This is a genomic window from Microseira wollei NIES-4236, assembly GCF_020521235.1.
GTDB lineage: Bacteria > Cyanobacteriota > Cyanobacteriia > Cyanobacteriales > Aerosakkonemataceae > Microseira > Microseira wollei.
Window position 1 is genome coordinate 1 of the sequence record NZ_BLAY01000074.1, and the last position, 22,876, is coordinate 22,876.

21 protein-coding genes are annotated in these 22,876 nt (G+C 44.9%); 9 read left to right on the forward strand and 12 right to left on the reverse strand.

Annotated elements, in window-relative coordinates; genetic code table 11:
• On the reverse strand, positions 1–1,352 hold a 1,352-nt coding region (locus tag MiSe_RS23210), incomplete at its 3' end, for a tetratricopeptide repeat protein (protein WP_226585312.1).
• Positions 1,349–2,680 (reverse strand): ATP-binding protein, encoded by a 1,332-nt coding sequence (locus MiSe_RS23215; RefSeq protein ID WP_226585313.1) that lies wholly within the window; start codon positions 2,678–2,680, stop codon positions 1,349–1,351. The genes MiSe_RS23215 and MiSe_RS23210, both read right to left, overlap by 4 nt.
• Before the next feature lie 276 nt (positions 2,681–2,956).
• On the opposite strand from MiSe_RS23215, the gene MiSe_RS23220 reads away from it, so the two are divergent.
• The 3 genes from MiSe_RS23220 to MiSe_RS23230 all read left to right on the forward strand — a co-directional run bounded on the left by MiSe_RS23220 (position 2,957) and on the right by MiSe_RS23230 (position 4,425).
• The gene (locus tag MiSe_RS23220) at positions 2,957–3,742 is read left to right on the forward strand and encodes a DUF4058 family protein (protein ID WP_226585314.1); all 786 of its coding nucleotides are present in this window, start codon (positions 2,957–2,959) and stop codon (positions 3,740–3,742) included.
• Between the two features lie 84 nt (positions 3,743–3,826).
• A complete protein-coding gene (locus MiSe_RS23225) occupies positions 3,827–4,096 on the forward strand; it encodes a ribbon-helix-helix domain-containing protein (RefSeq protein ID WP_226585315.1) in 270 nt (89 codons plus the stop codon).
• On the forward strand, positions 4,093–4,425 hold the full coding sequence (locus MiSe_RS23230) for a type II toxin-antitoxin system RelE/ParE family toxin (RefSeq protein ID WP_226585316.1): 333 nt from the start codon (positions 4,093–4,095) through the stop codon (positions 4,423–4,425). Before MiSe_RS23225 ends, MiSe_RS23230 begins: the two co-directional genes overlap by 4 nt.
• 127 nt (positions 4,426–4,552) lie before the next feature.
• On the opposite strand, the gene MiSe_RS23235 is transcribed toward MiSe_RS23230, so the two are convergent.
• The 4 genes from MiSe_RS23235 to MiSe_RS23250 form a co-directional block, all read right to left on the reverse strand.
• Positions 4,553–6,721, reverse strand: coding sequence for a DEAD/DEAH box helicase (locus tag MiSe_RS23235; protein ID WP_226585317.1), 2,169 nt, complete (start codon positions 6,719–6,721; stop codon positions 4,553–4,555).
• Between the two features lie 93 nt (positions 6,722–6,814).
• Complete coding sequence (locus MiSe_RS23240) at positions 6,815–8,140, reverse strand: ATP-binding protein (RefSeq protein ID WP_226585318.1); 1,326 nt, start codon at positions 8,138–8,140, stop codon at positions 6,815–6,817.
• A 149-nt stretch (positions 8,141–8,289) separates the two neighbouring features.
• On the reverse strand, positions 8,290–9,411 hold the full coding sequence (locus tag MiSe_RS23245; protein WP_226585320.1) for a tellurite resistance TerB C-terminal domain-containing protein: 1,122 nt from the start codon (positions 9,409–9,411) through the stop codon (positions 8,290–8,292).
• 73 nt (positions 9,412–9,484) lie between these two features.
• A complete protein-coding gene (locus MiSe_RS23250; RefSeq protein WP_226585322.1) occupies positions 9,485–10,750 on the reverse strand; it encodes an RNA-guided endonuclease InsQ/TnpB family protein in 1,266 nt (421 codons plus the stop codon).
• Between the two features lie 215 nt (positions 10,751–10,965).
• Between MiSe_RS23250 and MiSe_RS23255 the strand changes: the two genes are divergently transcribed.
• The 4 genes from MiSe_RS23255 to MiSe_RS23275 all read left to right on the forward strand — a co-directional run bounded on the left by MiSe_RS23255 (position 10,966) and on the right by MiSe_RS23275 (position 13,442).
• Positions 10,966–11,280 (forward strand): carbon dioxide-concentrating mechanism protein CcmK, encoded by a 315-nt coding sequence (locus MiSe_RS23255; protein ID WP_226585324.1) that lies wholly within the window; start codon positions 10,966–10,968, stop codon positions 11,278–11,280.
• A 110-nt stretch (positions 11,281–11,390) separates the two neighbouring features.
• Positions 11,391–12,191: a pentapeptide repeat-containing protein gene (locus MiSe_RS52165; RefSeq protein WP_307731512.1), complete on the forward strand. Its 801-nt coding sequence runs from the start codon at positions 11,391–11,393 to the stop codon at positions 12,189–12,191.
• A 100-nt stretch (positions 12,192–12,291) separates the two neighbouring features.
• Positions 12,292–13,167, forward strand: a complete 876-nt coding sequence (locus MiSe_RS23270) for a pentapeptide repeat-containing protein (protein ID WP_226585326.1) — start codon at positions 12,292–12,294, stop codon at positions 13,165–13,167.
• A 95-nt stretch (positions 13,168–13,262) separates the two neighbouring features.
• Positions 13,263–13,442, forward strand: coding sequence for a hypothetical protein (locus tag MiSe_RS23275; RefSeq protein ID WP_226585328.1), 180 nt, complete (start codon positions 13,263–13,265; stop codon positions 13,440–13,442).
• Between the two features lie 361 nt (positions 13,443–13,803).
• On the opposite strand, the gene MiSe_RS23280 is transcribed toward MiSe_RS23275, so the two are convergent.
• The 3 genes from MiSe_RS23280 to rd all read right to left on the reverse strand — a co-directional run bounded on the left by MiSe_RS23280 (position 13,804) and on the right by rd (position 16,521).
• A complete protein-coding gene (locus MiSe_RS23280) occupies positions 13,804–14,478 on the reverse strand; it encodes an FkbM family methyltransferase (RefSeq protein WP_226585330.1) in 675 nt (224 codons plus the stop codon).
• 563 nt (positions 14,479–15,041) lie between these two features.
• On the reverse strand, positions 15,042–16,349 hold the full coding sequence (locus tag MiSe_RS23285) for a BaiN/RdsA family NAD(P)/FAD-dependent oxidoreductase (protein ID WP_226585332.1): 1,308 nt from the start codon (positions 16,347–16,349) through the stop codon (positions 15,042–15,044).
• Positions 16,350–16,359: 10 nt separating this feature from the next.
• Positions 16,360–16,521 carry a rubredoxin gene (gene rd, locus MiSe_RS23290; protein WP_226585334.1) on the reverse strand — a complete coding sequence of 54 codons (162 nt, stop codon included), beginning with the start codon at positions 16,519–16,521 and terminating at the stop codon, positions 16,360–16,362.
• Between the two features lie 557 nt (positions 16,522–17,078).
• Here rd and MiSe_RS23295 point away from each other — a divergent pair.
• Together MiSe_RS23295 and MiSe_RS23300 are read left to right on the forward strand one after the other, a co-directional pair.
• On the forward strand, positions 17,079–17,237 hold the full coding sequence (locus MiSe_RS23295; protein WP_226585336.1) for a hypothetical protein: 159 nt from the start codon (positions 17,079–17,081) through the stop codon (positions 17,235–17,237).
• Positions 17,238–17,498: 261 nt separating this feature from the next.
• Positions 17,499–18,032 (forward strand): SRPBCC family protein, encoded by a 534-nt coding sequence (locus tag MiSe_RS23300; RefSeq protein ID WP_226585338.1) that lies wholly within the window; start codon positions 17,499–17,501, stop codon positions 18,030–18,032.
• 754 nt (positions 18,033–18,786) lie between these two features.
• Here MiSe_RS23300 and MiSe_RS23305 read toward each other — a convergent pair.
• Genes MiSe_RS23305 through MiSe_RS23315 form a run of 3 tightly spaced genes read right to left on the reverse strand, consistent with a single transcriptional unit; the run spans position 18,787 to position 22,831 of the window.
• The gene (locus MiSe_RS23305; protein ID WP_226585339.1) at positions 18,787–20,538 is read right to left on the reverse strand and encodes an adenylate/guanylate cyclase domain-containing protein; all 1,752 of its coding nucleotides are present in this window, start codon (positions 20,536–20,538) and stop codon (positions 18,787–18,789) included.
• The gene (locus MiSe_RS23310) at positions 20,535–20,930 is read right to left on the reverse strand and encodes a response regulator (protein WP_226585341.1); all 396 of its coding nucleotides are present in this window, start codon (positions 20,928–20,930) and stop codon (positions 20,535–20,537) included. Before MiSe_RS23310 ends, MiSe_RS23305 begins: the two co-directional genes overlap by 4 nt.
• Positions 20,931–20,941: 11 nt before the next feature.
• Entirely contained in the window at positions 20,942–22,831 is a 1,890-nt protein-coding gene (locus MiSe_RS23315; protein WP_226585343.1) for a sensor histidine kinase, read from the reverse strand.
• Positions 22,832–22,876 lie beyond the last annotated feature (45 nt).

The window sequence follows — 22,876 nt, forward strand, 5'->3', positions numbered from 1 at the left end:
ATCGCTTCCTCTAATCGTCCTAAATTTTTTAGCGCAATCCCCCGGTTGTTCCAGGCATCATTATCATCTGGTTTAAATTTCAAAGCTTGGTCGAAAGATGCGATCGCTTCCTCTAATCGTCCTAAATTTTTTAGCGCAATCCCCCGGTTGTTCCAGGCATCATTATCATCTGGTTTAAATTTCAAAGCTTGGTCGAAAGATGCGATCGCTTCCTCTAATCGTCCTAAATCATCCAGCGCATTCCCCCGGTTGTTCCAGGCTTCATCCTTATCTGGTTTAATTTTCAAAGCTTGGTCGTAAGATGCGATCGCTTCCTCAAATCGTCCTAAATTTTTTAGCGCAATCCCCCGGTTGTACCAGGCTTCATGAAGGTCTGGTTTAATTTTCAAAGCTTGGTCGTAAGCGGCGATCGCTTCCTCTAATCGTCCTAAATTACCCAGCGCAATCCCTCGGAAGAACCAGGCTTGATGAAGGTCTGGTTTAATTTTCAAAGCTTGGTCGTAAGCGGCGATCGCTTCCTCTAATCGTCCTAAATTCTTCAGAGCAATCCCCCGGTTGTACCAGGCTTGATGAAGGTCTGGTTTAATTTTCAAAGCTTGGTCTAAAGAAGCGATCGAAGCTTCATATTCTTTGGCAACATAAAGCAGGGTTCCCCGTTCAAATAGTAATTTAGCTTTATAATCGGGTGTCTGATGTTCTTCTGTTAGCAGCTCTTGAATTTCTAGAATTTTTTCATACCTTTCTTTCGGAGTTAGATCCAAGTATTTTTCATAATCTCCCTCCAAAATCAGCCGCTCTGATGCTTGCGCTACCAACTCTTGTTCGCTAGGAAACTTAAACAAACCAGAACGCCAATCAAAAAAATCGGGAGCGCGGTGAATAAAATAATTAATTGCAAATCGCCGCAACAAGAAAACAAAGCAGATATTAAAATTGTCGCGAAACCTTTCTCGCTGTTGATTTAAGTGAATTAAAATATGCGGCACGCCTTTCCAACTGTAACCGCGAATCTCTTCATCCTTCCAGCCAATTTCTCTTTTAACCGCCTCATATTCATATAAAGACTCTTCTATCCCGCTAACAAACAAAACATTAATTTCATCTCGCTGCGGCAGATTCGCCACCAGTTCGTATAAATTATCAATCGGTTTCTCTAATCGCAACACCTCAACTTTTTTTTGCGAAACATCCTGTTTAACTTTCCCAATTAACTCTTCCCCCACCGCAGGCGAACACTCCACAAACAACAAACCAAACCCTTTCGTCCGCTTGAGAGCGCGAACCAAAGCACGATATTCTGACTCTGGATCGGTGGGTATATCTTCATCCCAATCGGTTAAATCTGGTTTCATGGCTGCATTTTAGCGACGGCTTCTTTAAATTCCTGAATTCCTTTAATCAACGGGTGAACGTCACACCAACATTGAATTTCTCCCTCATCATCAAAATAGCGATATTCCAAAAGACAGCGATTAAACAACAAATTACGACAATCATCTTCATTGCGGATGCGCTTCGTCTTTGCCACAGAAGCCAAAATTTCCCATTGGTAATTTTCCACCGTGCGGCGATAGGCATCCCGCGCTTCTGTAATCGATCTTTGCACCGCTTTCGCCGAAATCGGTAACGTTTCCGTGCGGCTAATCGCATCTTGAATTAATAATAGCAAATTCCGCACGTGGCCCCCACTCATCAAGCACAATCTCTCCAAGGTGGCTTTGCTATCAAATATTTCACCATCGACGGCACGATTCGGCACGCATTGACGCACGCGCTTCTCAATAATTTCGGTAACTTTATCCATCCCCGGTTGATAAACATCACCCGATTTTTGCTGCACCATAATCATCGGCAACACTTGCATATCATCATAGATATCTCTCAGATCGACAGCACGGCTAGAGTAAGCCATAGAAATCGGCAAAGTATAAATCAGATGGCAATCCAGTGCTTGTAATTGTTCGCTGCGGTCGATAAAAATTTCATCGTGATTGCTGCGTCCTCCATCTTGAATCGACGGCACAATACGGTCTAAATTATCCGCAATTACCGCCAGTTGAGTACGTCCTTCGGGTAGTTTATTTTTCGCGTCGTTAATAAATTGATTTAAAGCCTCAATTAAAGTTTCAGTATGGGGATTAACTTGATTGCGAATTTGTTGGCGCAGCGTTGGCACCGCTCTTAAATTCGCCGTCAGCTTGGCAAACTGAGAAATTTGTCCTTCCACGCTCAAACTTTCAAAACTAATCTCAGTTAAAGCTAAATCTTTCAACTCCACCCAACGACTTTTCAACCAATTCAACACCGGACTAGGATTGGCACTATCTTTTAAATCTTCCAGTAAATGGCGCGTACAAGCGAGCAAAATATCAGTATATTGAGTATCCTGCGGATTCACATCCTGTTCGTCCGCCGCAAAATAAACCACAAAAAACTTCTGTTCTTCTAAATACTGCTTTAATCGTAATAACTCAGTAGATTTTCCCGCTCCTCGATGCCCAGAATAAAGCTGACAAGTAATCCGATTAGTCCGGCGAATATTCTTCCCCAATTCCACCAAAATATCCCCATCCCCCCGCACTTCCCGACAGTCTACATAAAGCGGATCTCCTGCCGGTAAAGGGCGAAATGGGTCAAAATTGTTATACAGATTCCGTAAAATTTCCTCATCCTGAATCATAAATCTCACTCCTCTACCTAGTCCCATCCTAACGTATAATTCGCTCGTAGTAAGCGCTTTAGCGCTAAAGCGCCTACTACAAACCCAGTTCAAATTCTCTTGTGGGGTGGGCGTCTCGCCCGCCAAGTTTATCTCAGATCTTGCACCTACCCGCTTACCCGCCCGGAAATCAATTTCCGGGCTAATAGCAAAAGTCCTCTCAAGAGGACTAAATGCTTGCTATATATATAGATTTTATAGGTTTTAGTCCATTTCAATGGACTTTCGCTATGAGCCGTGGAATTGATTCCACGGCGGGTGAGTGGAGTGGTGCAAGATCTGAGTTTATACCGCTCTAATGATAAAAATATGGTACTCCAAGATCATTTTCACCCACCCCTAAGCATCCGCCGTCACTGGCACGCCTTTCACAACGCCTGGGCGACCTACATTGCCTCTGAATTGAACCAAAAATTACCAGCCAACTACTTTGCAGAACCCAATGTACAGTTTGGCATCGAAATAGATGTAGCCGCATTTGAAGAACCAACAAATGGCGAAAGCGCAATTTCACTTACCACCAATTCCTACGACGAATGGACACCACCAATCCCCGACCAAACTATACCTTTTATCCCCAATTATGAAACCGTAGAGATCGGCATTTTCAACACAGAAGCAGGCCCAATTATAGCAGGCGCAATAGAATTAGTTAGCCCCGCAAACAAAGAGCGAACCACCCATCGGAATGCCTTTGTTTCTAAGTGCGAAACCTACTTGCGGCAAGGAATTGGACTAGCGATTGTTGATGTTGTCACCGGACGAAAAGCGAACCTTCACGACGAGTTGCTGACGCGCTTACTTGGGGACAATGCCTTATTATTGAATGCAGATCTCTATGCTGTTTCCTATCGACCCATTGAGCGAAATGGACAGCCGAGTCTTGATATTTGGCAAAAGGAAATCAGTGTAGGGAAAGCGCTACCAACGCTGCCATTATGGTTGCATGGCGAAATTTGTTTGCCTGTCGATTTCAATGCTGCTTACGAACGTACTTGTCGAGAACAGCGAATAGTTATCTGACCGCTCGAAACGTAAAAACTCCAACGCGCAAGCGATCGCGCCTAAGTTTTTCTACAATAAAGCTAGCGTTGCGATCGCAAATATATGGATATCCAAATTTCTCTGCCAGATCAGATCAGAACCTATGTTGAAGAACAATTAACCGTAGGTGGCTACAGCAGTGTTAGCGAGTATTTCTTGCATTTGGTGCGCCAAGATCAAAGACGGCGATCTCAGGAAAAGCTGGAAACGTTGTTACTAGAAGGATTAAACTCTGAGAGTAGCAAAGAAGTGACGCCAGAATTTTGGCAGCAGCTTCGAGACTCTGTGCTGAGCGATCGTTCTCCAAAAGCTTCGGAGTCTCCAGAGACATGACTTATCGACTGATTATCAAGGAGCGAGCAGAACAAGACCTCAGACAACAAGCAGAATACATTTTACTTAACGGCAACGCCGACGCTGCGGTGAGGTTTTTGTCAGCAGCGGAGACAACGTTTGCTCAGCTAGCCACAATGCCTAGAATTGGCAAGGTGACGCAGTTGGTTTTGTCCCGTTTGGGTGAAGTGCGTCAGTGGAGAATTCGAGAATTTGAGGAGCATTTAATTTTTTATCGCATCCAAGAAACAACCATTGAAATTCTGCGGTTGTTGCATGGTTCAAGGGATTTAGCTGATGCGTTGGGTGAATTGGATCGGGAGGTTTAAGGTTGTTATATCATCTCCGATAGCTTTGGTTGTGTGTAGTTTTTGATGCTTTAGGGGCGGGTTTTACGAGAGATCTTTGAATGCAGCGCCAAGGATAAATAAACCCGCCCTGGCTTACTCCTCATTCTCAATCAAAGCCATTATCGCCAACAGATTTCCTGACTTCTGCCACATCTAAATAATCAAACGCAAACGCTTTCCGCAGCAAATTATTCGGAATAAATTCATCATACTTCTGTAACTTAGGCGCTTCTGCATCACCCACCAAATCAAGCGCCGCAATCTCTTGATTGCAAAGCTTGACAAGTTCATCAGAAAAAGATTCATTTTTACCTTTCCCAAGTTTAACAATCATAAAATAGGGACTCACGCCGCCAATACTTCTAATATTCAAAGCTTCTCTTCCAAAGAAATTCAGCAATCTTTCCAGCGTGCGATAAGCCACCGTCCCCATCCAGGGAAAGATGCAATAAGCTCGCTCTTCTAAAAGGATAGTATTACTTCGATCTATTTCATTTATTCGAGCTAGTTGCCGAGCGGCTTTTAATCTTTCTTTAGCACCCTTTTGCAAGTAACTATATTCCACATCTTCCAACAAAACTTGCCGCATTCGTGCTAAAATTTTAGTATGAATATTGCTACTACTTCTACTTTGCCACGCACTATTAGCAATTCCTTCAACTTGTTTCACCCAAAGCGTTCTCGCTTTTGGTTCAATATCGATAACTTCCCAAGTTCGACCAGCAAGCGTCAACCGTTCTCCAATCGGCGGCGGTAAGATAATCGTGCCAATTTCCATCGACTCATCTCTGACGACGTATTCTTTAGTATCTGAAAAGACAGCATAAAACTGAAAAGACCGCACAATTTTTTCGCCAGTTGTACCGATGATGAGTTTATCTTGTTCCGTTTCCTCAATGTGGTCGATGCTAATTAGATAGCGCAGCAATTGCCTGTAATCCTCTGGAGAAATTGCTCCAAATGGCGGTAAAGTTAGCACCTGCGCGGCAAGTTGTGCTGGTGAAAGTTCGCCCATTGCCGCTAAAATGCTCATCGTTTGGTGATACAGCAAACTTAAAGGATATTGAATGGGTTTTATGGGTTCAATCCAGCGTTCTTCTAAATAAAGTTGAATAATCGCGATGCACTGTAAAAGTTGCCAAGGAATTTTTTCTGGTAATGATTCTTCTCCTGATAGTTCATTTTCAGTACAAACAAATCGCATATCGGCGGGTGCGCCGCGCCTACCAGTTCGTCCTAATCTTTGCAAAAAGCTAGAAACAGAAAAAGGTGCATCTAGTTGAATTACTCTTTCCAATTGTCCGATATCAATTCCCATTTCTAAGGTTACCGTTGCAGCGGTGACGGCGGGTGCATTAGGTTCGCGCATTGCTGATTCTGCTGCTTGTCGCAATTTGGCAGAAATGCTGCCGTGATGGACGTGATAAATATCGGGGTGTCCTTCATCGGCGGCAATTTGACGCAAGTTGGCAATAACTGCTTCGGTTTCGGTGCGATTGTTGGTAAAAATTAGGCACTTGCGCGATTTTGTGCGGTCGAAAATATATCTGTAACTTGCACAGAAACCGGGTTTCTGGAAATATTCCAAAGCCAGATGCACTTTTCTTTGATTACTTTTAACTTCGGGAGTAATAACAGGTCGATCTGTTTCGCAACGCAACCAATCTTCAGCAGATGAATAATCTCCCAGAGTTGCTGATAAACCGATTCGTCGCGGTGGGTGTTTTACGTATTTGGATAAACGCGCTAGTTGGCAGAGAATTTGAGTGCCGCGATCGCTTCCCATAAATGCATGTATTTCATCTATAATTATAAACCGTAAATCCTTGAATAAACGAGTTAGTTCTGCCTCGTTTTTATTTATCAGCAAGCTTTCTAAAGATTCGGGCGTAATTTGCAAAATACCTTGAGGATCTTTGAGGAATATTTCTTTACGACTGCGCGCTACATCGCCGTGCCAGGAACATACGGGAATGTCTGCTTCTTTTAATAAGTCGTTTAACCGCTCAAATTGGTCGTTGATTAATGCTTTAATCGGGCCAATGTATAAAACGCCGATGGTCGTAGCGGGTTGTTCGTACAATAAAGTGATGACGGGAAGAAAGGCGGCTTCGGTTTTTCCGGAAGCGGTTCCTGCGGCTAGTAATAGATGTGCGTCAGTTGCAAAGATAACGCGACAGGCTTCAATTTGGACAGATCTTAATTCTGTCCAGCCCTGGGTGTAGATGTATTCTTGGATGAAGGGTGCGAGTCGTTTAAAGGCATCTTCGCTCATAGTAATTTTGGATTTTGTTTGTACACCCCCCGCTGTTTTGGGGGGCAGGGGGGGAGCAAATTTTGGATTGTAATTAGTGCGATCGCTATGATTTCATAAAGTAAACTCAGCTATTTCCCCATCTTCATCTACCTGGGTTTTCTTAGTCGAAGAAAGCGGCAAACCAGCACCATGAATTAATTGACTCAAAGACATTTCCTGATTTTGTTGCAGGATATTCATAACGCTCAAGAAATCCCGCACAATTTCTCCCGGCGTTAGCAATGTTTCTGCACCCAAACGGTTAACAATTTCTTGCAGAAAATCCTCAAATTCTTTCTGGTTGAGTTTCTTTTCACTGCCGTAGTGAGTGGCGTGAACATCTGCTAATCTTTGCAACAGCAGCAAAATTTCCGGCTGTGTCAAACTTTCTAACTGAATCACCGGACTCGAAGTATCCTGAAAACCGGCTTGCACAAAACGGCTTTTGGCTGTGCGTCTCTGCCATGCGGGGTCGTTAAAAAGTCCCCGCTTTGGATCTTCTAAAAATTTGGGCGTTCCCCCCACAATAATGCCGAGATGTTCGGCTTTTCCCTGCATGGTATCGTTAAATATTGCCAGCAATTTGTCGTAATTGTTCTGGCGAGATACTGCATGGGTAATTTTCCACAAATGAACGGCTTCGTCGAATAAAACTAAAAATCCTTTGTAGCCAATATCCGCAGCAAATTTGGCAAATAATTTGAGATAATCATACCATGTTTCATCATCAATAATTACCCGCACTCCCAAGGCAGTTTTGGCATCGGTTTTAGTGGCAAATTCTCCCCGCAACCACCGCAATGCAGCATCTTTTTTATCGCTTTCATCTAGTCGATAACCGCGCCAATAGGCAGTAACGACGGTAGCAAAGTCAAACCCGTGGACTAATCCTTCAATATTTTTAACGGCTGCTAATATTTTAGCTTCTACTTCGTCGTCAAAGCCATTATCGTTTGGTCGCATTCCGGTTGCTTGGGCGACTTGGGTTTGAATCCCACTAATCCATCGTTCTAAAATTAGGGCTAAAGCACCGCCATTGGGATGAGTTTTTGTGGCAATATTTCCCATTAATTCGCGATAGGTGGCGACGCCTTGTCCTTCGGTTCCTGCTAGTCTGCGTTCGGGGGATAAATCAACATCGGCGACGACAAAATTTTTTTCCATTGCTTGGTTGCGAATCAGTTGCAGTATAAAACTTTTGCCGGAACCGTAACGTCCGACAACAAAGCGAAATGCTGCACCGCCAGCGGCGATATTTTCCAAATCTTGCCAAAGCGCGGCGATTTCTTTTTCTCGACCTACGGCAATGTTTTCTAAGCCAATTCTTGGCACAACTCCCGCACTTAAGGAGTTGATGAGGGCAGTAGAAACTCTTTTAGGAATTTTAGGCTTTGCCATTGGTTGATTTTAGATTTTAGATTTTAGATTTTAGATTGAATGATGGGGGATGCAACGCGCAAAGAAACCCGGTTTCTCTGAAAATTTGTGCTGGCAGCAAGAAGTTGACGAATCAACCGGGTTTCTCACCCCGCCTGCATAATTCCTGTTCATTTTCCAGCCTTAATTTCCAGCAATTTTTTGACTGTTTCCAAATATTCCGGATCGGCGATCGCTGGCGCATCCGTACCGGGTTCGATAATTATATCACCAAGCGTCGCGATGGCTCGTTCGTTGATAGCATCGATGAGCAATTCTGGCATGGTTATGTTGGATTCGGCAATATTTTTAATCGTGGAATTTGGATTGGATTGCTCGACTATGGCTTTGAGTACCTCAAGTTCTGGATAAGTTAATTGCGCGACAAACTCAGCCCATTCTGCATCTAAATCTGCGTCGGATTGCTCTGGCGGGGATACAGCATCAATAAATTCTGTGGATTCAAAATCGGCAGATATTTCGGTTTTTCCACTAATAAATTCTCTGGCTCTCTCCGCGTCTCCCTTTCTCCCCGTCTCCGCGTCTTCTTGGTCATCAGACGCGGTTAGCAGTTTTTGAGTTTCGGGGGAAGTTAATTCCTGAACTGGGGGGGTGATGTCGTGGACTTCGATGTCTTCCATTTGCCATTCGTGGAATTGACTCCGCAGAAAATCGATTGTTTCCTGCAACCGTTGTTTTTCGGTCTTTTGAAAGGCAATTTCTTCTTTTAAATGCTGTAGGTCGGCGAGCAATTCGTTTTTGTTGGTTTCGGCTTTGTAATGTTGGGATTTGATCGATCGCACGGATAAATCCAGTTCTTCTTTCTGTTGGTTGAGGTGATAAATAGCTTCCTCCATAAGGCGCTTATCTTCACCCAAACCGATCAAAGCCAAGGTTAGATCCTGCTTGGACTTTTGTTTCTCCCCGATTTGAACTTGCAGCCAATTTAATTGGTTTTGGCGATAATTGATTTGTTCCTGTATTTGGTCGGATTGATTGGCGATCGCCCACAAATCTTGCTGCAACAGGTGTTTCAACTTTTCCATCTGGCGAATTTCCACCTGTAGCGCCGTTAACACCCGTTTTTGGGCGATCCGGCGCTGGATATTCACCGCGATCAACCCCGCAAAAGCAGCAGGGACCGCGAACACTCCTGCTAACAATGCGGTTTGAATGTTGCCCAAGACCAGCAAGGTCAGGGTAAAACCGATAATAAAGGTAACTGCACTCAAAAGCCACTCGTTGTTTATCATAGCGATCGCTCTGTTTACCCCGAACCCAGTTTTAGAGAATATAAAAATTCTAGTGACATCCTCCCCTCCTAAATCAAAGATTATGGCAGGGGCATCCTAGAATCGCTTCTAAGATTTTCCTGTCTCTTCCGGTGCCATCTAGACTGGGTGAACCAGCCCCCGACGCATCCCGTCCACAGGCAATTTCATCTACCGTCTGTCCAGCGGCAGAGACACCTCGATTTCTGATCACTTGAGCGGCTGCTACATCACGATCAGTTCTGTAACCACATTCAGAACACTCATGCACTCGAACTGACAAGTTCTTGGACACATGAGCGTTGCATTCTGGGCAAGTTTGCGATGTGCCAGCCGCTTCAACTTTGGCAAAATACACTCCGCGCTTCCAACAAACCCAGGACAATAATTCCAAAAATTGACCCCATCCTGCATCCAAGGTATGCTTGCCTAGCATCCCCTTTCCCATGCCTTTGAGGTTCAGTTGTTCGGCAAATATCATCCCGGCTTGGTCGCATAGGTGATGAGCCAACTTAAAGTGAAATTCTTTCCGTGTGTCGTGTATTTGTTCGTGAACCCTAGCTATCTTAAGAGCGAGTTTCGCTTTATTCTTAGACCCATTTTTCTTATGCTTTAATCGGCGCTGTAGCAATTTAAGCTTACGTGCCAAAGCCTTAAAAAATTTTGGTCTTTTAATTAACTCCCCGTCTGATGTTGCCAGGAACTTTTCTAGCCCCACATCAATCCCTAATGGGTGTCCTGATGCAGGGGTTAAAGGGACATTTACATCAAGCTGCAATGACAGCATAACGTAATACCCTGATGCCTTTTTGACAATTCGTGCCTGCTTTAATTCAAACCCACTAGGGACGGGTCGGTGCATAATGACATCAACCTTGCCTAATTGCGGCAGTTTCACCCAACCTTGCCCTAACGGGTCTTTGAGCATCTGAGGATAAACAAAAGACCGCATCCGTCCAAACTTTTTGAAGCGAGGAAAACCATTCCCTTTTCGCTTCATGTCCTCAAATGCGATGTCTAATTTCCTCAATACCTGTTGCAAGACTTGAGCGTTAATGCTCTTTAACTCTTCATTGCTTCTCTTAGCAACTGTTAGCGCCTTTTCTTGAAAAACTTTGCCTGGGTAAGGAGCATCGGCTGGGATTATATATTCAGACCCAATTGAACAAGTATCAACCCTGCATTTGCGCGAATTAATCCAATCCTTGCGTTCGCGTAAGGCATAATTCCAGACCTTACGGCATACTTCTAATGTTTGGTCAATGAGTGCCGCTTGGTCTGGAGTTGCATTAATTCTGTAAGCGTAAGTTAGAGTTATCATTCTATTAGTTTAGAGCGTCTACCCGAACTAATCAATGCGGTAAACTTCTAATTTTAGCGGGATTGACCGCTTAAAATTAGCTTGGGGGAGTCCATGAACCCACCCCCAACCCGTTCCGGGTATGGAGGTGGCTCTATAGCTCCCCCAAACCCCCACGTCTAGGTAGGATGCGACTAATGAAGACACTAAGCAACAAAAGTGGGGCGCACTAGCAAATGACCAAAGCAGTGGGAATGGTTGAGGTGCTGGGAATTCCGGCTGTATCCGCCGTGGCAGATGTGATGGTAAAAGCTGCCCGCGTTACCTTTGTCGCCTACGAAAATATCGATATCGGTTACGTCACCGTCATTGTCCGAGGAGATGTAGCCGAGGTGCTTTCCGCCGTTACAGCAGGGATAGAAGCTGCCAAAAACATCGATAGCATCGAGTCGCCCTTGCTTTCTTACCACGTCATTCCCCGTCCCCACCCGAATCTGGATTTCGTGTTGCCAATTGGTTATGTCCCCGCCGTTGAACCATTCCGCGTCTAAATTTTTTCACCCGACTGGAGGAACCAGAAGCCGGAATCAAAAACCGATCTTACAGCGTCAAGATCAATGTAAACACCGCACGCACATGTAGGCGCGTGGAGGGGCATAAAATGAAACTTGGACTTCTGGTTACTACAGTACTACTCGTTACCCTTGGTTTAGCAGATCCGGGAAATGCATTTAATCGCCGACACCTCAGACAACTGCTAGACTCTGGTGAGTGTTCGCGATGCGACCTCAGAGGCGCTAATCTGAGGAATGCGGATTTGGCAGCAGCTACCCTGGATGATGCGGATCTCGAAGGTGCAGACTTGTCCGGCGCTAGACTCCAGGGTGCGGATCTGGACAATGCTAACCTACAGGGTGCCAATTTGAGAGATGCTGACTTGCGCCGCGCCAGATTAAGGCGCGCCAACATCGAGCAAGCAGATTTAAGGGGTGCGGATCTCGAAGGTGCCAATCTCACAAATGCCAACCTGCGGGATGCTCAGCTGAGAAATACTAATACTAGAAATGCTTTCCTCGATGGTGCGATTCTCGACGGTACAGATCTCCAGCGCGATCGCCCCGGGCGCGACGACAGACGGATCGGTTCCCGGCGTCGGGATGAGATTAACCGCATTTATCGGGAAGTTTTGGGACGCGAAGTCGATCGCGAGGGTTTCAGGACTTGGGGCGATCGCTTAAATTCCAGTCGTTCCCTGGGCGATATCCGCCGCGAAATTGCCAACAGCAGCGAAGCTAGAGACGCCATTAACCGCATTTATCGCGAAATTTTGGGTCGCGATGCCGATCGCGAGGGGTTGAGAACTTGGAGCGATCGCTTAGCTAGTGGAGATTCCCTCGACTCGGTTCGCCGCCAAATCGAACGCAGCGAAGAAGCCAGACGCATCCGCCAATCAACTAGATAACCAAATCCCAGGAACCAACCGGAGGATGCCAGCGTCATTAGCACAAACATAAAATTATATATGACTGCCATACAACATGGCAAGAATTTGAGGCGCCAACATGAAATTTCCCATTCTGACCACCACTGCACTGCTAATCGCTATCGGATTAGCAACCCCAGCAAGCGCAGCTAGTATGCAAGACATCAGACGCCTGGTGCAAACTAACAGGTGCTGGAGATGCGACCTGAGCGGCATCCAGTTAAGCTATGCCAACCTCCAAGGAGCCGACCTCCGAGATGCCAACCTCCAAGGAGCCGACCTCCGGGGTGCGAATCTCAGGAGTGCTAACCTCCAAGGAGCCGACCTCCGGGGTGCCGATCTGGGCGGCGCCAACTTAGAGCAAGCCCAATTAAGAGGTGCTGCCCTGGATCGTGCCAATATCACCAATGCCAACCTGAGAGGAACAATATTAGCCCAAGTATATGGGAATGACCCATATTATCGGAACGACCCGGATTATCGGAACGACCCGGATTATCGGAACGACCCCGATTATCGGAATGACCCCGATTATCGGAACGACCCCGATTATCGGAACGACCGCTATTATCGGAACGACCGCTATTATCGGAACGACCGCTATTATCGGAACGACAACAACAACCGATATTACCGGCGACGCTATAGCTACGACGATATAAACCGGATTTATCGAGAAGTTCTGGGGCGCGATGCCGATCGGGAGGGATGGAGAACTTGGAGCGATCGTTTGCAACAGGGTCGTTCCCTCAACGATATCCGCCGCGATATTGCTAATAGTGCCGAAGCAAGGGCAGCCGTTAACCAAATTTATCGCCAAGTTTTGGGGCGCGAAGCCGATGCCAACGGACTCCGCACTTGGACGAATCGCCTCTCCAGTGGAGACTCGTTAAGCGAGATCCGCCGTCAAATTGAGCGCAGCGAGGAAGCCAGCTTCCGGCAAAGCACAAACTAACCCGCCCGCATCCCGCCCATCTTTCGATAGTCAAATTTTAGATTTCAGATTTCAGATTTTCGATACCTCTTGCCAAAATATTTGAGGCGGGCAGGATGCCCACCCCACAAAACCAGAACAATTCTTCTGGGGTGGGCGTCACGCCCGCCCTTCCAACATACTACCCACCCCACAAAACCAGAAAAATTCTTCTGGGGTGGGCGTCACGCCCGCCCTTCCAACATACTACCCACCCCACAAAACCAGAAAAATTCTTCGCCTGGGAACGCCATTAGCCGCTCCCAGAGAGATAACTAGCAACTTGAGTTATTATCTTTTTCGCCTCTGCGCTTCTCACTGTGACTTAAAGGAAAAGTTTGCCGCAACCGCAAGCTTTTCCTGCAAAATTATTAATAATTAGCTCTACAACTCTGATTATATCCGAAAAATATACCACAAAATTAGGGGTAAATCTAGCAACCGTGTCATCTGGGGCCAAGTATTACAAAACCTCAGTTTTTCAGCTCTATAACATGGCTAAAACTCCTATTCTTTCGTTCCACCCCTGTGGTAACTTTGGGCAGATGAGTAGGAACTATATCTAGACGATTTAATAGGAAAAGATAGCTGAAAAGCTTATATACCAATACTTTTAAACTAACTTGCCCCTGATGACACGCTTGCTACATCTAGCCTAACATACCAATCATCAAAATCGGAGATTTTTTCCAACTTCCTAACATATCCATTTTTAACTAGCAGTTCAAATATTTTTTCCCGCATTGGTGTAAAGTTGTGTTCGCAAGTGATTACTTTGAAGCTGTGTTTGCTGAAGTCAAAATTATTTAATATTTCAAATTCGCTACCTTCAGTATCAATAGACAGATAATCAATATCTACGGGGGCTTCATGTTTTTCTAGTAATTCGTTTAATGATATTGTTTTTACCTCATAAATTTTACCTTTTTTTCTTCTTTCTTTATGTTTGTCCTTATCGCTGTATGAATTGATAGTGGAGTATTCGGCAATTTCATTGAAATTAACTGTTGAACTTGAATCTTTCCAGACGCATCGAGTTTCTATTTTAGCGTTTCTGTTTTTTTTTAAATCATCGTGCCAACAAATAGCAGGCTCAGCAAGTATGCCAGTCCAGCCAAATTCCTTTTCTAGCAAGTATGTATTGCTTAGGGTGACACCGTTTGTTGCTCCAAACTCTACAAAATAACCGTTTTTCTTGAAATTCAATTGGGATAATACAAACAAATCTTGACGTATCTGTGAACGGGATTTTCGCATATTTTTCAATACTTCCGCAGCGCGATCGTCAGGCATACTGAGTAGTAACTCCATGTCTCTAGCCTTTCTCGCGGTCGCTTTTAGTGAGCTGTAGCGTGCGATCTCGATATCAAAGCTCCGCAGCGATAACTGGATCATAGATTTGATTTTCTGCTTCATAATCCCCTTTTTATAGCATCATATAAAAACTGGTCTTTAAGCGCAACTGTCCCGTTTTTGATGTTCGAGATGTCTGGGATTGAGCGACGGCAATAATATGGTAAATTACTGGTAAAGTATCACATCAAACATTTCTTTGACTGATTGTTTTATTATTTCTTAACCCAGATGCCGCACGCTCAACTGCCACATAGACAGTGGCAGAAGCGTAAAAGTGAACGCTCGGGATAAATTTGCAGCGGAAGTTGCCCCCTGGGGGGCAACTTCTGGCTAAACACTGGTTCCCCCAACTGCCCTATTCAACAATAAACGCTAATTACGCCCTCAGGACTTACGCAAAGAAACTAAGGGCGAGCCGAAAAATCGTTGGGAAAGCCAACCAGAGATTGACGAAGAAACCAAATTTCTGGCCTCGTCTTGCGTAAGTCCTGGTCCTGTCTCTAATCCAACTCGCACATCCCCTCACCGGCTATCCATGCAGTTGTCCAGGCACTTTGGAAGTTAAATCCACCCGTAACGCCATCGATATCGAGAATTTCGCCAGCAAAGAACAAACCGGGCACTATCCGACTTTCCATTGTTTTAAAATTGACCTCTTTTAAACTAACGCCGCCGCAGGTAACAAATTCTTCCTTGAAAACGCCCTTCCCCTGAATTTGATATTCCCCTTCGCAAAGTTCTTGAATCAGTTGATTCAGCACTTTGTTAGATAACTCTGCCCATTTTTTTTCTGCATCAATACCTACATAAGTAACTAACTGCTGCCACAGGCGTCGCGGCAGGAGAACTGGGCAATTAGCAGCTATTTGGCGTCGCGCTAACTGGGATCTAACGGCTAGTAGTTGTTGGTGTAAATTTTCCCGATTGTATTGCGGTAGCCAATTGATTACCAGCGTTGTTTGATAGTTGCACTCGTGGAGCAATCTAGCACCCCAAGCCGAAAGTTTCAGTACGGCAGGGCCGCTTAAACCCCAGTGAGTGACGAGTAATGCGCCGGTTTGTTCTAAAGCGGTTTTACCCGCGATCGGCAATCGCAAGCGGGTGCTATCAACGCTAACACCGGCTAAATCTTCTAGTCTTTTGTCTTTTATATTAAAGGTAAACAGGGAGGGGACTGGCGGTTCGATGTGGTGTCCTAATGACTGGGCAATTTGGTAGCCGATGGGGTTACTGCCAGTGGCGAGCAGGATGCGATCGCACTGCAAACTTCCTCCCGCTTTCAACTCAATCTCAAATCTGTGGCTAATGGCGTTCCCAGGCTGAGCCTGGGAACGAGGGTAATCGGTAATCGGTAATTGCTCCTCTGCTCCTGGAGTCTCCTGTACCTTGATGCCAACTACGGACATGCCGATGCGAATTTTTACCCCGACTTCCTTCGCTGCCTCGTAAAGACAGTCCACAATTGTTTCCGAATTATCTGTAATCGGGAACATGCGTCCATCGGATTCGGTTTTGAGCTTAACGCCCTGCGACTCAAACCAAGCAACGGTATCGCGGGGTTGAAAGCGATTGAACGCGCCGTGCAAAGCTTTTCCACCTCTGGGATAATATTGCACCAATAAAGCCGGGTCGAAGCAGGCATGGGTGACATTGCAGCGACCCCCACCAGAAATGCGGACTTTTGTCAAGGGTTGCCGTCCGGCTTCGAGTAACGTGACAATGGCGTCGGGATTGGCAGAGGCAGCTCTGATCGCGCCAAAAAAACCCGCTGCCCCACCCCCAATAACTGCTATCTTCAAAAGTTGCACAAAAAATCGACTATTCTAAGGGTTCAAAATCTGATTTAGCTGCCCCGCAAACGGGACACACCCAATCATCCGGAATATCTTCAAACGGCGTACCCGGTTCGATGCCGCCATCTGGGTCGCCTTGCTCTGGGTCGTAAACATAGCCACAAACCGAGCATACGTATTGTTGCATTTTTGTGCCTCCTTCCCATCCTCGCTTGATAATACTGGACGCGATTCAAGAGCCGAATCGCCCTTGAGGTCGATCGATAATTTTATCGTGGGGTCGGGGTGCAGGTGGGATGGTCAGAGAGATTTACTCCCAGAGGTGCTAGAAGATTATCTACTTCTTCCTTCTTCTTGCTTCGCGTCCTTTGCGTCTTCGCGGTTCAATAGTAGTAATTCTTCGGGTGGGAAAAAAGTAAGGCAAGATTATCGTTGATACGGGAAAAGCAATTTTTATCCACTCATCCGCTCACCTGCTCACTTGCTCACCCGCACACCGGCTTACCACCTAGTAGCTTGCAAGTAGCTCAAAATACCCGTAACGATGCAAAGTAGCATCAACACCCAGATAATGCCACCCGGAATCGAAGTAAACGGGCGCATTCCAAATCCTCTCAACAGCCAATAAGCTACCGTGACTCCCAAAAGGATGAAAAAAGACCGCACAAATATCGAATTGTCAGAGTTAGGTGAACCACTCACTGCTTTCGGTGCCGCTCGATTACGACCTCATTATGGCATGGGATGCCAGATATAGCTTTCCATTCGGGTGTAGCGGCACGGCAACATCAAGTTATCGGGCGCGGAAGACAAGATATAAAGATGCCGTGCCCCTACACTCTCCCCGATCTGCCGCACCTGCTTCACCCAAGGGCAGAAATACTCAAAAAAACCATAGCTTGATCAAGATTACAGGCTATATCCGAGTTTACACGCATATAGTTAGTAACTTTTATCACTAAATATTTAAATTTTCTGTGGTAGCAAAGTGCAATCTCGGTAATGTCAGGGACAAAATTATTGCAGATTTCATCAAAACTTTGCAGTTTTTTTAACTAAGGTGGGTAACTTGAAATATAGAAGGTGTAGTAACCTTTGGGTTATCGTATTAGACCGTTACGACCTTAAACTCGATTGGTGTTAGTAGGGAGATAATTAAGCCAAATGACAGTACGTTTTGCCTCCGACTCGATCGATCCAGCTCTGTTGCGCGGTGAGATTTTGCTGCAAACGCGATCGCACTCTGCTTGGGGTGGCGCGTGTACGGCAAGCATGTACCTACCGATCGCGCGATCCCACGCTTGGCAGCAGCTAACTGACTACTCCCGCTGGGTGCATTACTTCCCCGATGTGATTAAGAGCGAAGAGTTACACCCGGTAGATAGTTTCACCTCTGGCGGCAAGCGTCTGTATCAAATGGCACGGAAAGCTTTTTTGATGTTCACCGCCGAGGTAGAAATCTACCTGCGAGTAATTGAGGTGGTGCAACAGCAAATCCAATTCCGCATGGAAAAAGGCAGCTTTGTCGATTTTTCGGCAGATTTAAAGCTGCAAGATTGCGGTAGCGGCACTTTACTCACCTACAGCGTCGCAGCAACGCCTCTAATTCCTATTCCCTCGATGTTTATCCAACAAGCTATGCACATGGACTTACCTGCCAATATGCAGAAAATGCGTCAAGTGCTTTGCGGCTGGTAATCTAGTCTAGATAGTAGCAGCGTTTTCCAGTAGTTCTACTAAGCTCTAAAACTAAATTGCTAACGATTAATGGCGATCTTATCAGTTGTCAGTTGTTTTGAAATAAACAGCTGACACCTGTAAGGCTTTTCCCATGAGCGCAGAAAAATTTGCGACAAACTAAAGATTCTCTACGCTTATGGGATAGCCTGATTTGAAGCTATAAACAAAATTGGTATCAATTAAGAAACAGGACTTACACCTATTGCCTGCTTGGACACTACCCATACTAGGGTAGATTATGCCCTCCCTTCCCGTAGAGGCTGTGTGTAAGTCCTGACCATATATATTTTATCATTTATGTTTTTAGATATTAATTTTTATCGGGAAATGAATTATTTATAATAAATGCTGAGGATAAACAAGCAAAAAATAGCAATCTACGTAGATTATACAGTTTTTCAGCACCCGTTAACTGATGCGGTCAGCAATATCCGTAAATTCCACATATTTTCTCCTAATTTTAAGGAATTGAGCCAAAGTTTTACGTAAATTACCTAGTAAGTGGGCTTCAGGTACTGATAAAGCCAAGGAGTAGTATCCGTAGATTCCCTAGTTTTGATTTTTGTCATTTTTTGGTGCCAGGGAAAGAACGTCAGATCCTGTCCGCTGGATTGTTATCAATATCGGTAAACTGCTAATTGCTAATAGCTAATTGCGAGCTTGTTAATCACCTATTAGCGATTAGCGATTAGCGATTAGCCAAATATAAAAGCTACCGCTGACATCGCTGCAAATAGATTTGAGCGATGGTATCGCTTGGGTTAATTCGCAGACAATCTTGAAACAATAAAGCTGCTTCGCTAAAACAATGTCGATAAGCCAGAAATAACGCTTGTTCAAACATTGATTTGGTGGCTAATTTTCCCTGTTTAATTTGCGGATCGTCCCCATCAAATACTTCAAAAACTGCCACTGCTTTGGACTTCCCCTTAACTGTGACTCGCTCGATGAAGCGAATGTTGTGTTCCATTGGGTTTTGCAAGCGGGACAGAGTTTGTTGAGAGATTAATAAGGATACGCCATATTCTTTTGTTAAATTTTCGATGCGAGCAGCTAAGTTTACCGCATCGCTAATTACCGTACCATCCATGCGCGAGTATCCCCCGACTGTACCCAGCATTAAAGAACCTGTATGGATGCCAATGCCAACTTGTAGGGTAGGGCGTGCGGGTGTGCCCCTGGTTGTATTATATTCATTCAGCATTTTTAGCATGGCAAGACCGGCTTTCACCGCATCATCGGCGCTGCCACCAAATAGTGCCATAATTGCATCGCCAATGTATTTATCAATAAAGCCGTTATTTTCAACGATGGCGGGTTCCATGCGCGACAGAAAGGCATTGATAAATTTAAAATTATCCTGGGGAGTCATGCCTTCGCTGATGGTGGTGAAGCTGCGAATATCGGAAAATAGTACCGTCATTTCTTGCTGCACGGCTTCGCCTAATTTGACATCGACAATGCTTTGATGTCCCAGCAAAGAGAGAAATTGATTCGGTACAAAACGACTTGCCGCGCGGGTTAGTTCTGATTCTTTTTGCAGCGCTATTTCCAAATTAGCATTAAGTTCAAAGAGTTCTTCAATAAATTTTTGCCTATCCGCTTCAGCTTTTTGGCGTTCGGTGATATCTTGAAAGGCGACAATGGCATAGGAAATCTTGCCATTTCGATCGTAGATGGGCGTGCCCCAAATTTCGATGGGAATAATCTTATTTCCTAGATGTATTTCTACATCATCAACCGTTGATGTTTCGCCTTGCAATGCCCGCGATATCGGTAATTTTTCCCAAGGATATGGTTGATTGGTTCCGGCGATATAAAATGGATTAAGCTCTGACGTTACGGCTGTTTTACCGCGTAATTCCTGCGATCTTTGATTGGTAAAATAAAGTTGACCTTGGACATCAATTACTTCTACGCCAACGGGGACTGCTTCTAAGAACTGTCTCAAACGACTTTCGCTCTCGTGCAACTTGGCAATCAGTGCGGCTTGTTCGCGGTTTAATGTTTCAAGTGCCTGATTCATTTGTTGCAGCTTGGCGTTTTGTTCTGCCAGCTTTTTATCCTGAAGATAACTATAAACGGCTTCTGTTACCGTCAATTTTAAATCTTCAGCTTCCCAAGGTTTTGTAATATAACGATAAAGTTTGGCATATTTGATCGCATTAGCAACGCCTTCAATAGTCGCCTGACCTGTAAGCATTATTTTGAGGGTTTTGGGAGAAAGCTGATGCACCTGCCTTAATAGTTCATCTCCTTTCATATCGGGCATGACATAATCTGATATAATTAATGGTATTTCATACCCATCTTCTAGCAATTCTTGGACTAATTCTAAGGCATCATTCCCGCCTTCGGCAATTTCGATCAGGTAATTGTTACCGAAGGCTTCTTTTAGTTCTGTTTTTATGCTTTTGAGTACGGTTGTCTCGTCATCGACACAGATGATTACCTGTTGAGTCATAGTTTTGCTATAGCAGATTGAATGGTTTCGATTAACTCTTCTTCAGCCCAGGGTTTATACAAGCAGGAATGGATATTTGCCTGTTCTTTTGCCCGCGCGATCGCTTGTTCATCAGCTTGACCTGTTAACATGATTTTAATAATGTTAGGAAATTCTTGATGGACGCGAATCAGAAACTCATCCCCCTTCATACCTGGCATTAACCAATCCGAGACAAGTAAAATAATCTTCATTCCCTCATCTTTTAGTTCGTTAATCAGTTCTATAGCCTCATCCCCATCTTCGGCAACTTCATAGATATATGCATCCCCAAAGGCTGATTTAAGTTGGGTTTTGAGACTCTGCAAAACAATTTTTTCATCATCTACGCATAAAATAACTGGTTTACACATTCCCCACTCTCCTAGTTTGGTTGAATTGGCAGAAAAACGTTAAATGTTGTGCAGCCTGGTTGGCTTTTAAATGCGATTGTTCCTCGATGCTTTTCCACGATTTTTTTAACGATATCTAGTCCCAATCCCGTGCCTTCTCCGGGGGGTTTAGTAGTAAAAAATGGTTCAAATATTTGAGACTTAATCTCTTCTGGTATTCCCGGCCCGCTATCGGTAATCCCAATTTTTACCTGCTGCTCTACTAAAACGGCTTCCAGGATTAAAGTCCCTTGATTATTCATCGCTTGTAAGGCATTTTGAATCAGATTGTTCCAAACTTGATTCAGGTCGTCGGGATAGCAAAGTAGCATCGGTAACTCGGAATAGTTCCGCATCACTTCTACTCCCTTTTTGAGTTGACTTTGATAAAGCGTTAACACGGTTTCTATGCCGTCAATTATGTTAGCCAGCTTCATCACTCCTGAACGGTCGTACCGCGCATAAGTTTTTAAGGCAAATACGACTTTTGAGGCTAGGTCTGTAGCTGTGTTGATGGTTTCAACGCCTCTTTGCACGCCTGAAATTTTATAAGCAATGTCTAAGATAAACTTGCTATTCTGATGTTTTAACAGAGGTAAAAAAACGTCGATTTCGCGATAAATCCTCATGTCTACCAGGCTATCGGCAATCGGAGAAGCATTATCAATTGCTTCGGCTTCGAGTAGGCGAATTAATGTTCGCTTAAATTGACGCTCCTCTTTGGCAGACAAAATTAATTTTTCTTCGATCGACCTGTGCAGGAGTTGCCAAAAATTCTCTGCTTGCTCTGGGGAAAGTGATTGAAACAGTGTGGGTAATTGTTCTAGGGTTTGACTTAAAAACTTAGTCATATTCCCCGCTGAGGAACGAATTGCACCCAGGGGGGTATTGATTTCGTGGGCAATCCCGGCAACGAGTTGTCCGAGGGCTGCCATTTTTTCTGATTGAATTAATTGGGATTGAGTCGCTTGCAGACTTGCGAGTGTTTGCGAGAGTTGCTCGATGGTTTGTTCGAGTCGATCCGATTGGGTTAATGTTGATTTCTCGGAAACGTTGAGCAACTGAGTCAAGGTCGCCACCTGGGATTTTAGCTGTTGAATTTCCCTAGTATGCCCAGAAATGCTTTGGCTATTACCACTCGCGGGAGATGGGGATGCGCCCTCGAAGACTGCACCGTCAACAAAGGGTAACAAAGCAGCTTTAACGTTGAGCGCTAGGGTACTGAACATTTCAGCGGTGCTGCGGGGAATTTGGACTTTTAAGAACATGATAATGGCAAATAAATTGCCCGACGGTAATAAAGCTCCAAACCCCAGTACCGACTTGATGCCAAACGGAATCACAAATGAGTCTTGGGCGGGGATGTAAGGACTGTCCTTGGCATCCGGGACGTAAAATACGTTAAATGTTTTTTGCTCGAACTCCAACAACAGATTTGGATCGGGTTGTACTACCGCGCTGATATTTAAGCCAAACTGCTGAATCAGTTGGGAGATCATCGGCGACTGTTCCACCAATTCTTCGCTTTTGAGCGGAATTGCTTTGTGTGCTGCGGATGCTTCGATGGAGTTCCATTGGGATTTTTCCCCTGCGGTCGCTAGCAGGGTTAAGCACTGCATCTTCGGCGAGGGAACTTCGTCTCCCAAGATGCTGCGCGCGTATTCGCGCCTATGGGCATCCAGTTCCCCATATGGGTGCGTTTTGAAGCAACGAACCAAGGCACAGGATTTCTCACCCGTTTGTCGATCGATTAAATGTTCGTAGAGATATTTGATCATTCTGTTGCTGGTTTGTTCCATGTTTGCCGCCCCCTCACCCATCTGGTGTAATGCCAGTCCGCATTCAACCATGTCTCTCAAGCTAAATTTTGTCAGATCGTACATCTAAAAAACTCCTGGAAAAATAAAATTAGCGATGATCGACTCCCA

Excerpts from the sequence above, each read along its gene's own strand:
- MiSe_RS23215 (WP_226585313.1), bottom strand. The coding sequence starts at position 2,680 with ATGATTCAGGATGAGGAAATTTTACGGAATCTGTATAACAATTTTGAC.
- MiSe_RS23225 (WP_226585315.1), top strand. The coding sequence starts at position 3,827 with ATGGATATCCAAATTTCTCTGCCAGATCAGATCAGAACCTATGTTGAA.
- MiSe_RS23230 (WP_226585316.1), top strand. The coding sequence starts at position 4,093 with ATGACTTATCGACTGATTATCAAGGAGCGAGCAGAACAAGACCTCAGA.
- MiSe_RS23235 (WP_226585317.1), bottom strand. The coding sequence starts at position 6,721 with ATGAGCGAAGATGCCTTTAAACGACTCGCACCCTTCATCCAAGAATAC.
- MiSe_RS23240 (WP_226585318.1), bottom strand. The coding sequence starts at position 8,140 with ATGGCAAAGCCTAAAATTCCTAAAAGAGTTTCTACTGCCCTCATCAAC.
- MiSe_RS23245 (WP_226585320.1), bottom strand. The coding sequence starts at position 9,411 with ATGATAAACAACGAGTGGCTTTTGAGTGCAGTTACCTTTATTATCGGT.
- MiSe_RS23250 (WP_226585322.1), bottom strand. The coding sequence starts at position 10,750 with ATGATAACTCTAACTTACGCTTACAGAATTAATGCAACTCCAGACCAA.
- MiSe_RS23255 (WP_226585324.1), top strand. The coding sequence starts at position 10,966 with ATGACCAAAGCAGTGGGAATGGTTGAGGTGCTGGGAATTCCGGCTGTA.
- MiSe_RS52165 (WP_307731512.1), top strand. The coding sequence starts at position 11,391 with ATGAAACTTGGACTTCTGGTTACTACAGTACTACTCGTTACCCTTGGT.
- MiSe_RS23270 (WP_226585326.1), top strand. The coding sequence starts at position 12,292 with ATGAAATTTCCCATTCTGACCACCACTGCACTGCTAATCGCTATCGGA.
- MiSe_RS23275 (WP_226585328.1), top strand. The coding sequence starts at position 13,263 with ATGCCCACCCCACAAAACCAGAACAATTCTTCTGGGGTGGGCGTCACG.
- MiSe_RS23280 (WP_226585330.1), bottom strand. The coding sequence starts at position 14,478 with ATGCCTGACGATCGCGCTGCGGAAGTATTGAAAAATATGCGAAAATCC.
- rd (WP_226585334.1), bottom strand. The coding sequence starts at position 16,521 with ATGCAACAATACGTATGCTCGGTTTGTGGCTATGTTTACGACCCAGAG.
- MiSe_RS23295 (WP_226585336.1), top strand. The coding sequence starts at position 17,079 with ATGCCAGATATAGCTTTCCATTCGGGTGTAGCGGCACGGCAACATCAA.
- MiSe_RS23300 (WP_226585338.1), top strand. The coding sequence starts at position 17,499 with ATGACAGTACGTTTTGCCTCCGACTCGATCGATCCAGCTCTGTTGCGC.
- MiSe_RS23305 (WP_226585339.1), bottom strand. The coding sequence starts at position 20,538 with ATGACTCAACAGGTAATCATCTGTGTCGATGACGAGACAACCGTACTC.
- MiSe_RS23310 (WP_226585341.1), bottom strand. The coding sequence starts at position 20,930 with ATGTGTAAACCAGTTATTTTATGCGTAGATGATGAAAAAATTGTTTTG.
- MiSe_RS23315 (WP_226585343.1), bottom strand. The coding sequence starts at position 22,831 with ATGTACGATCTGACAAAATTTAGCTTGAGAGACATGGTTGAATGCGGA.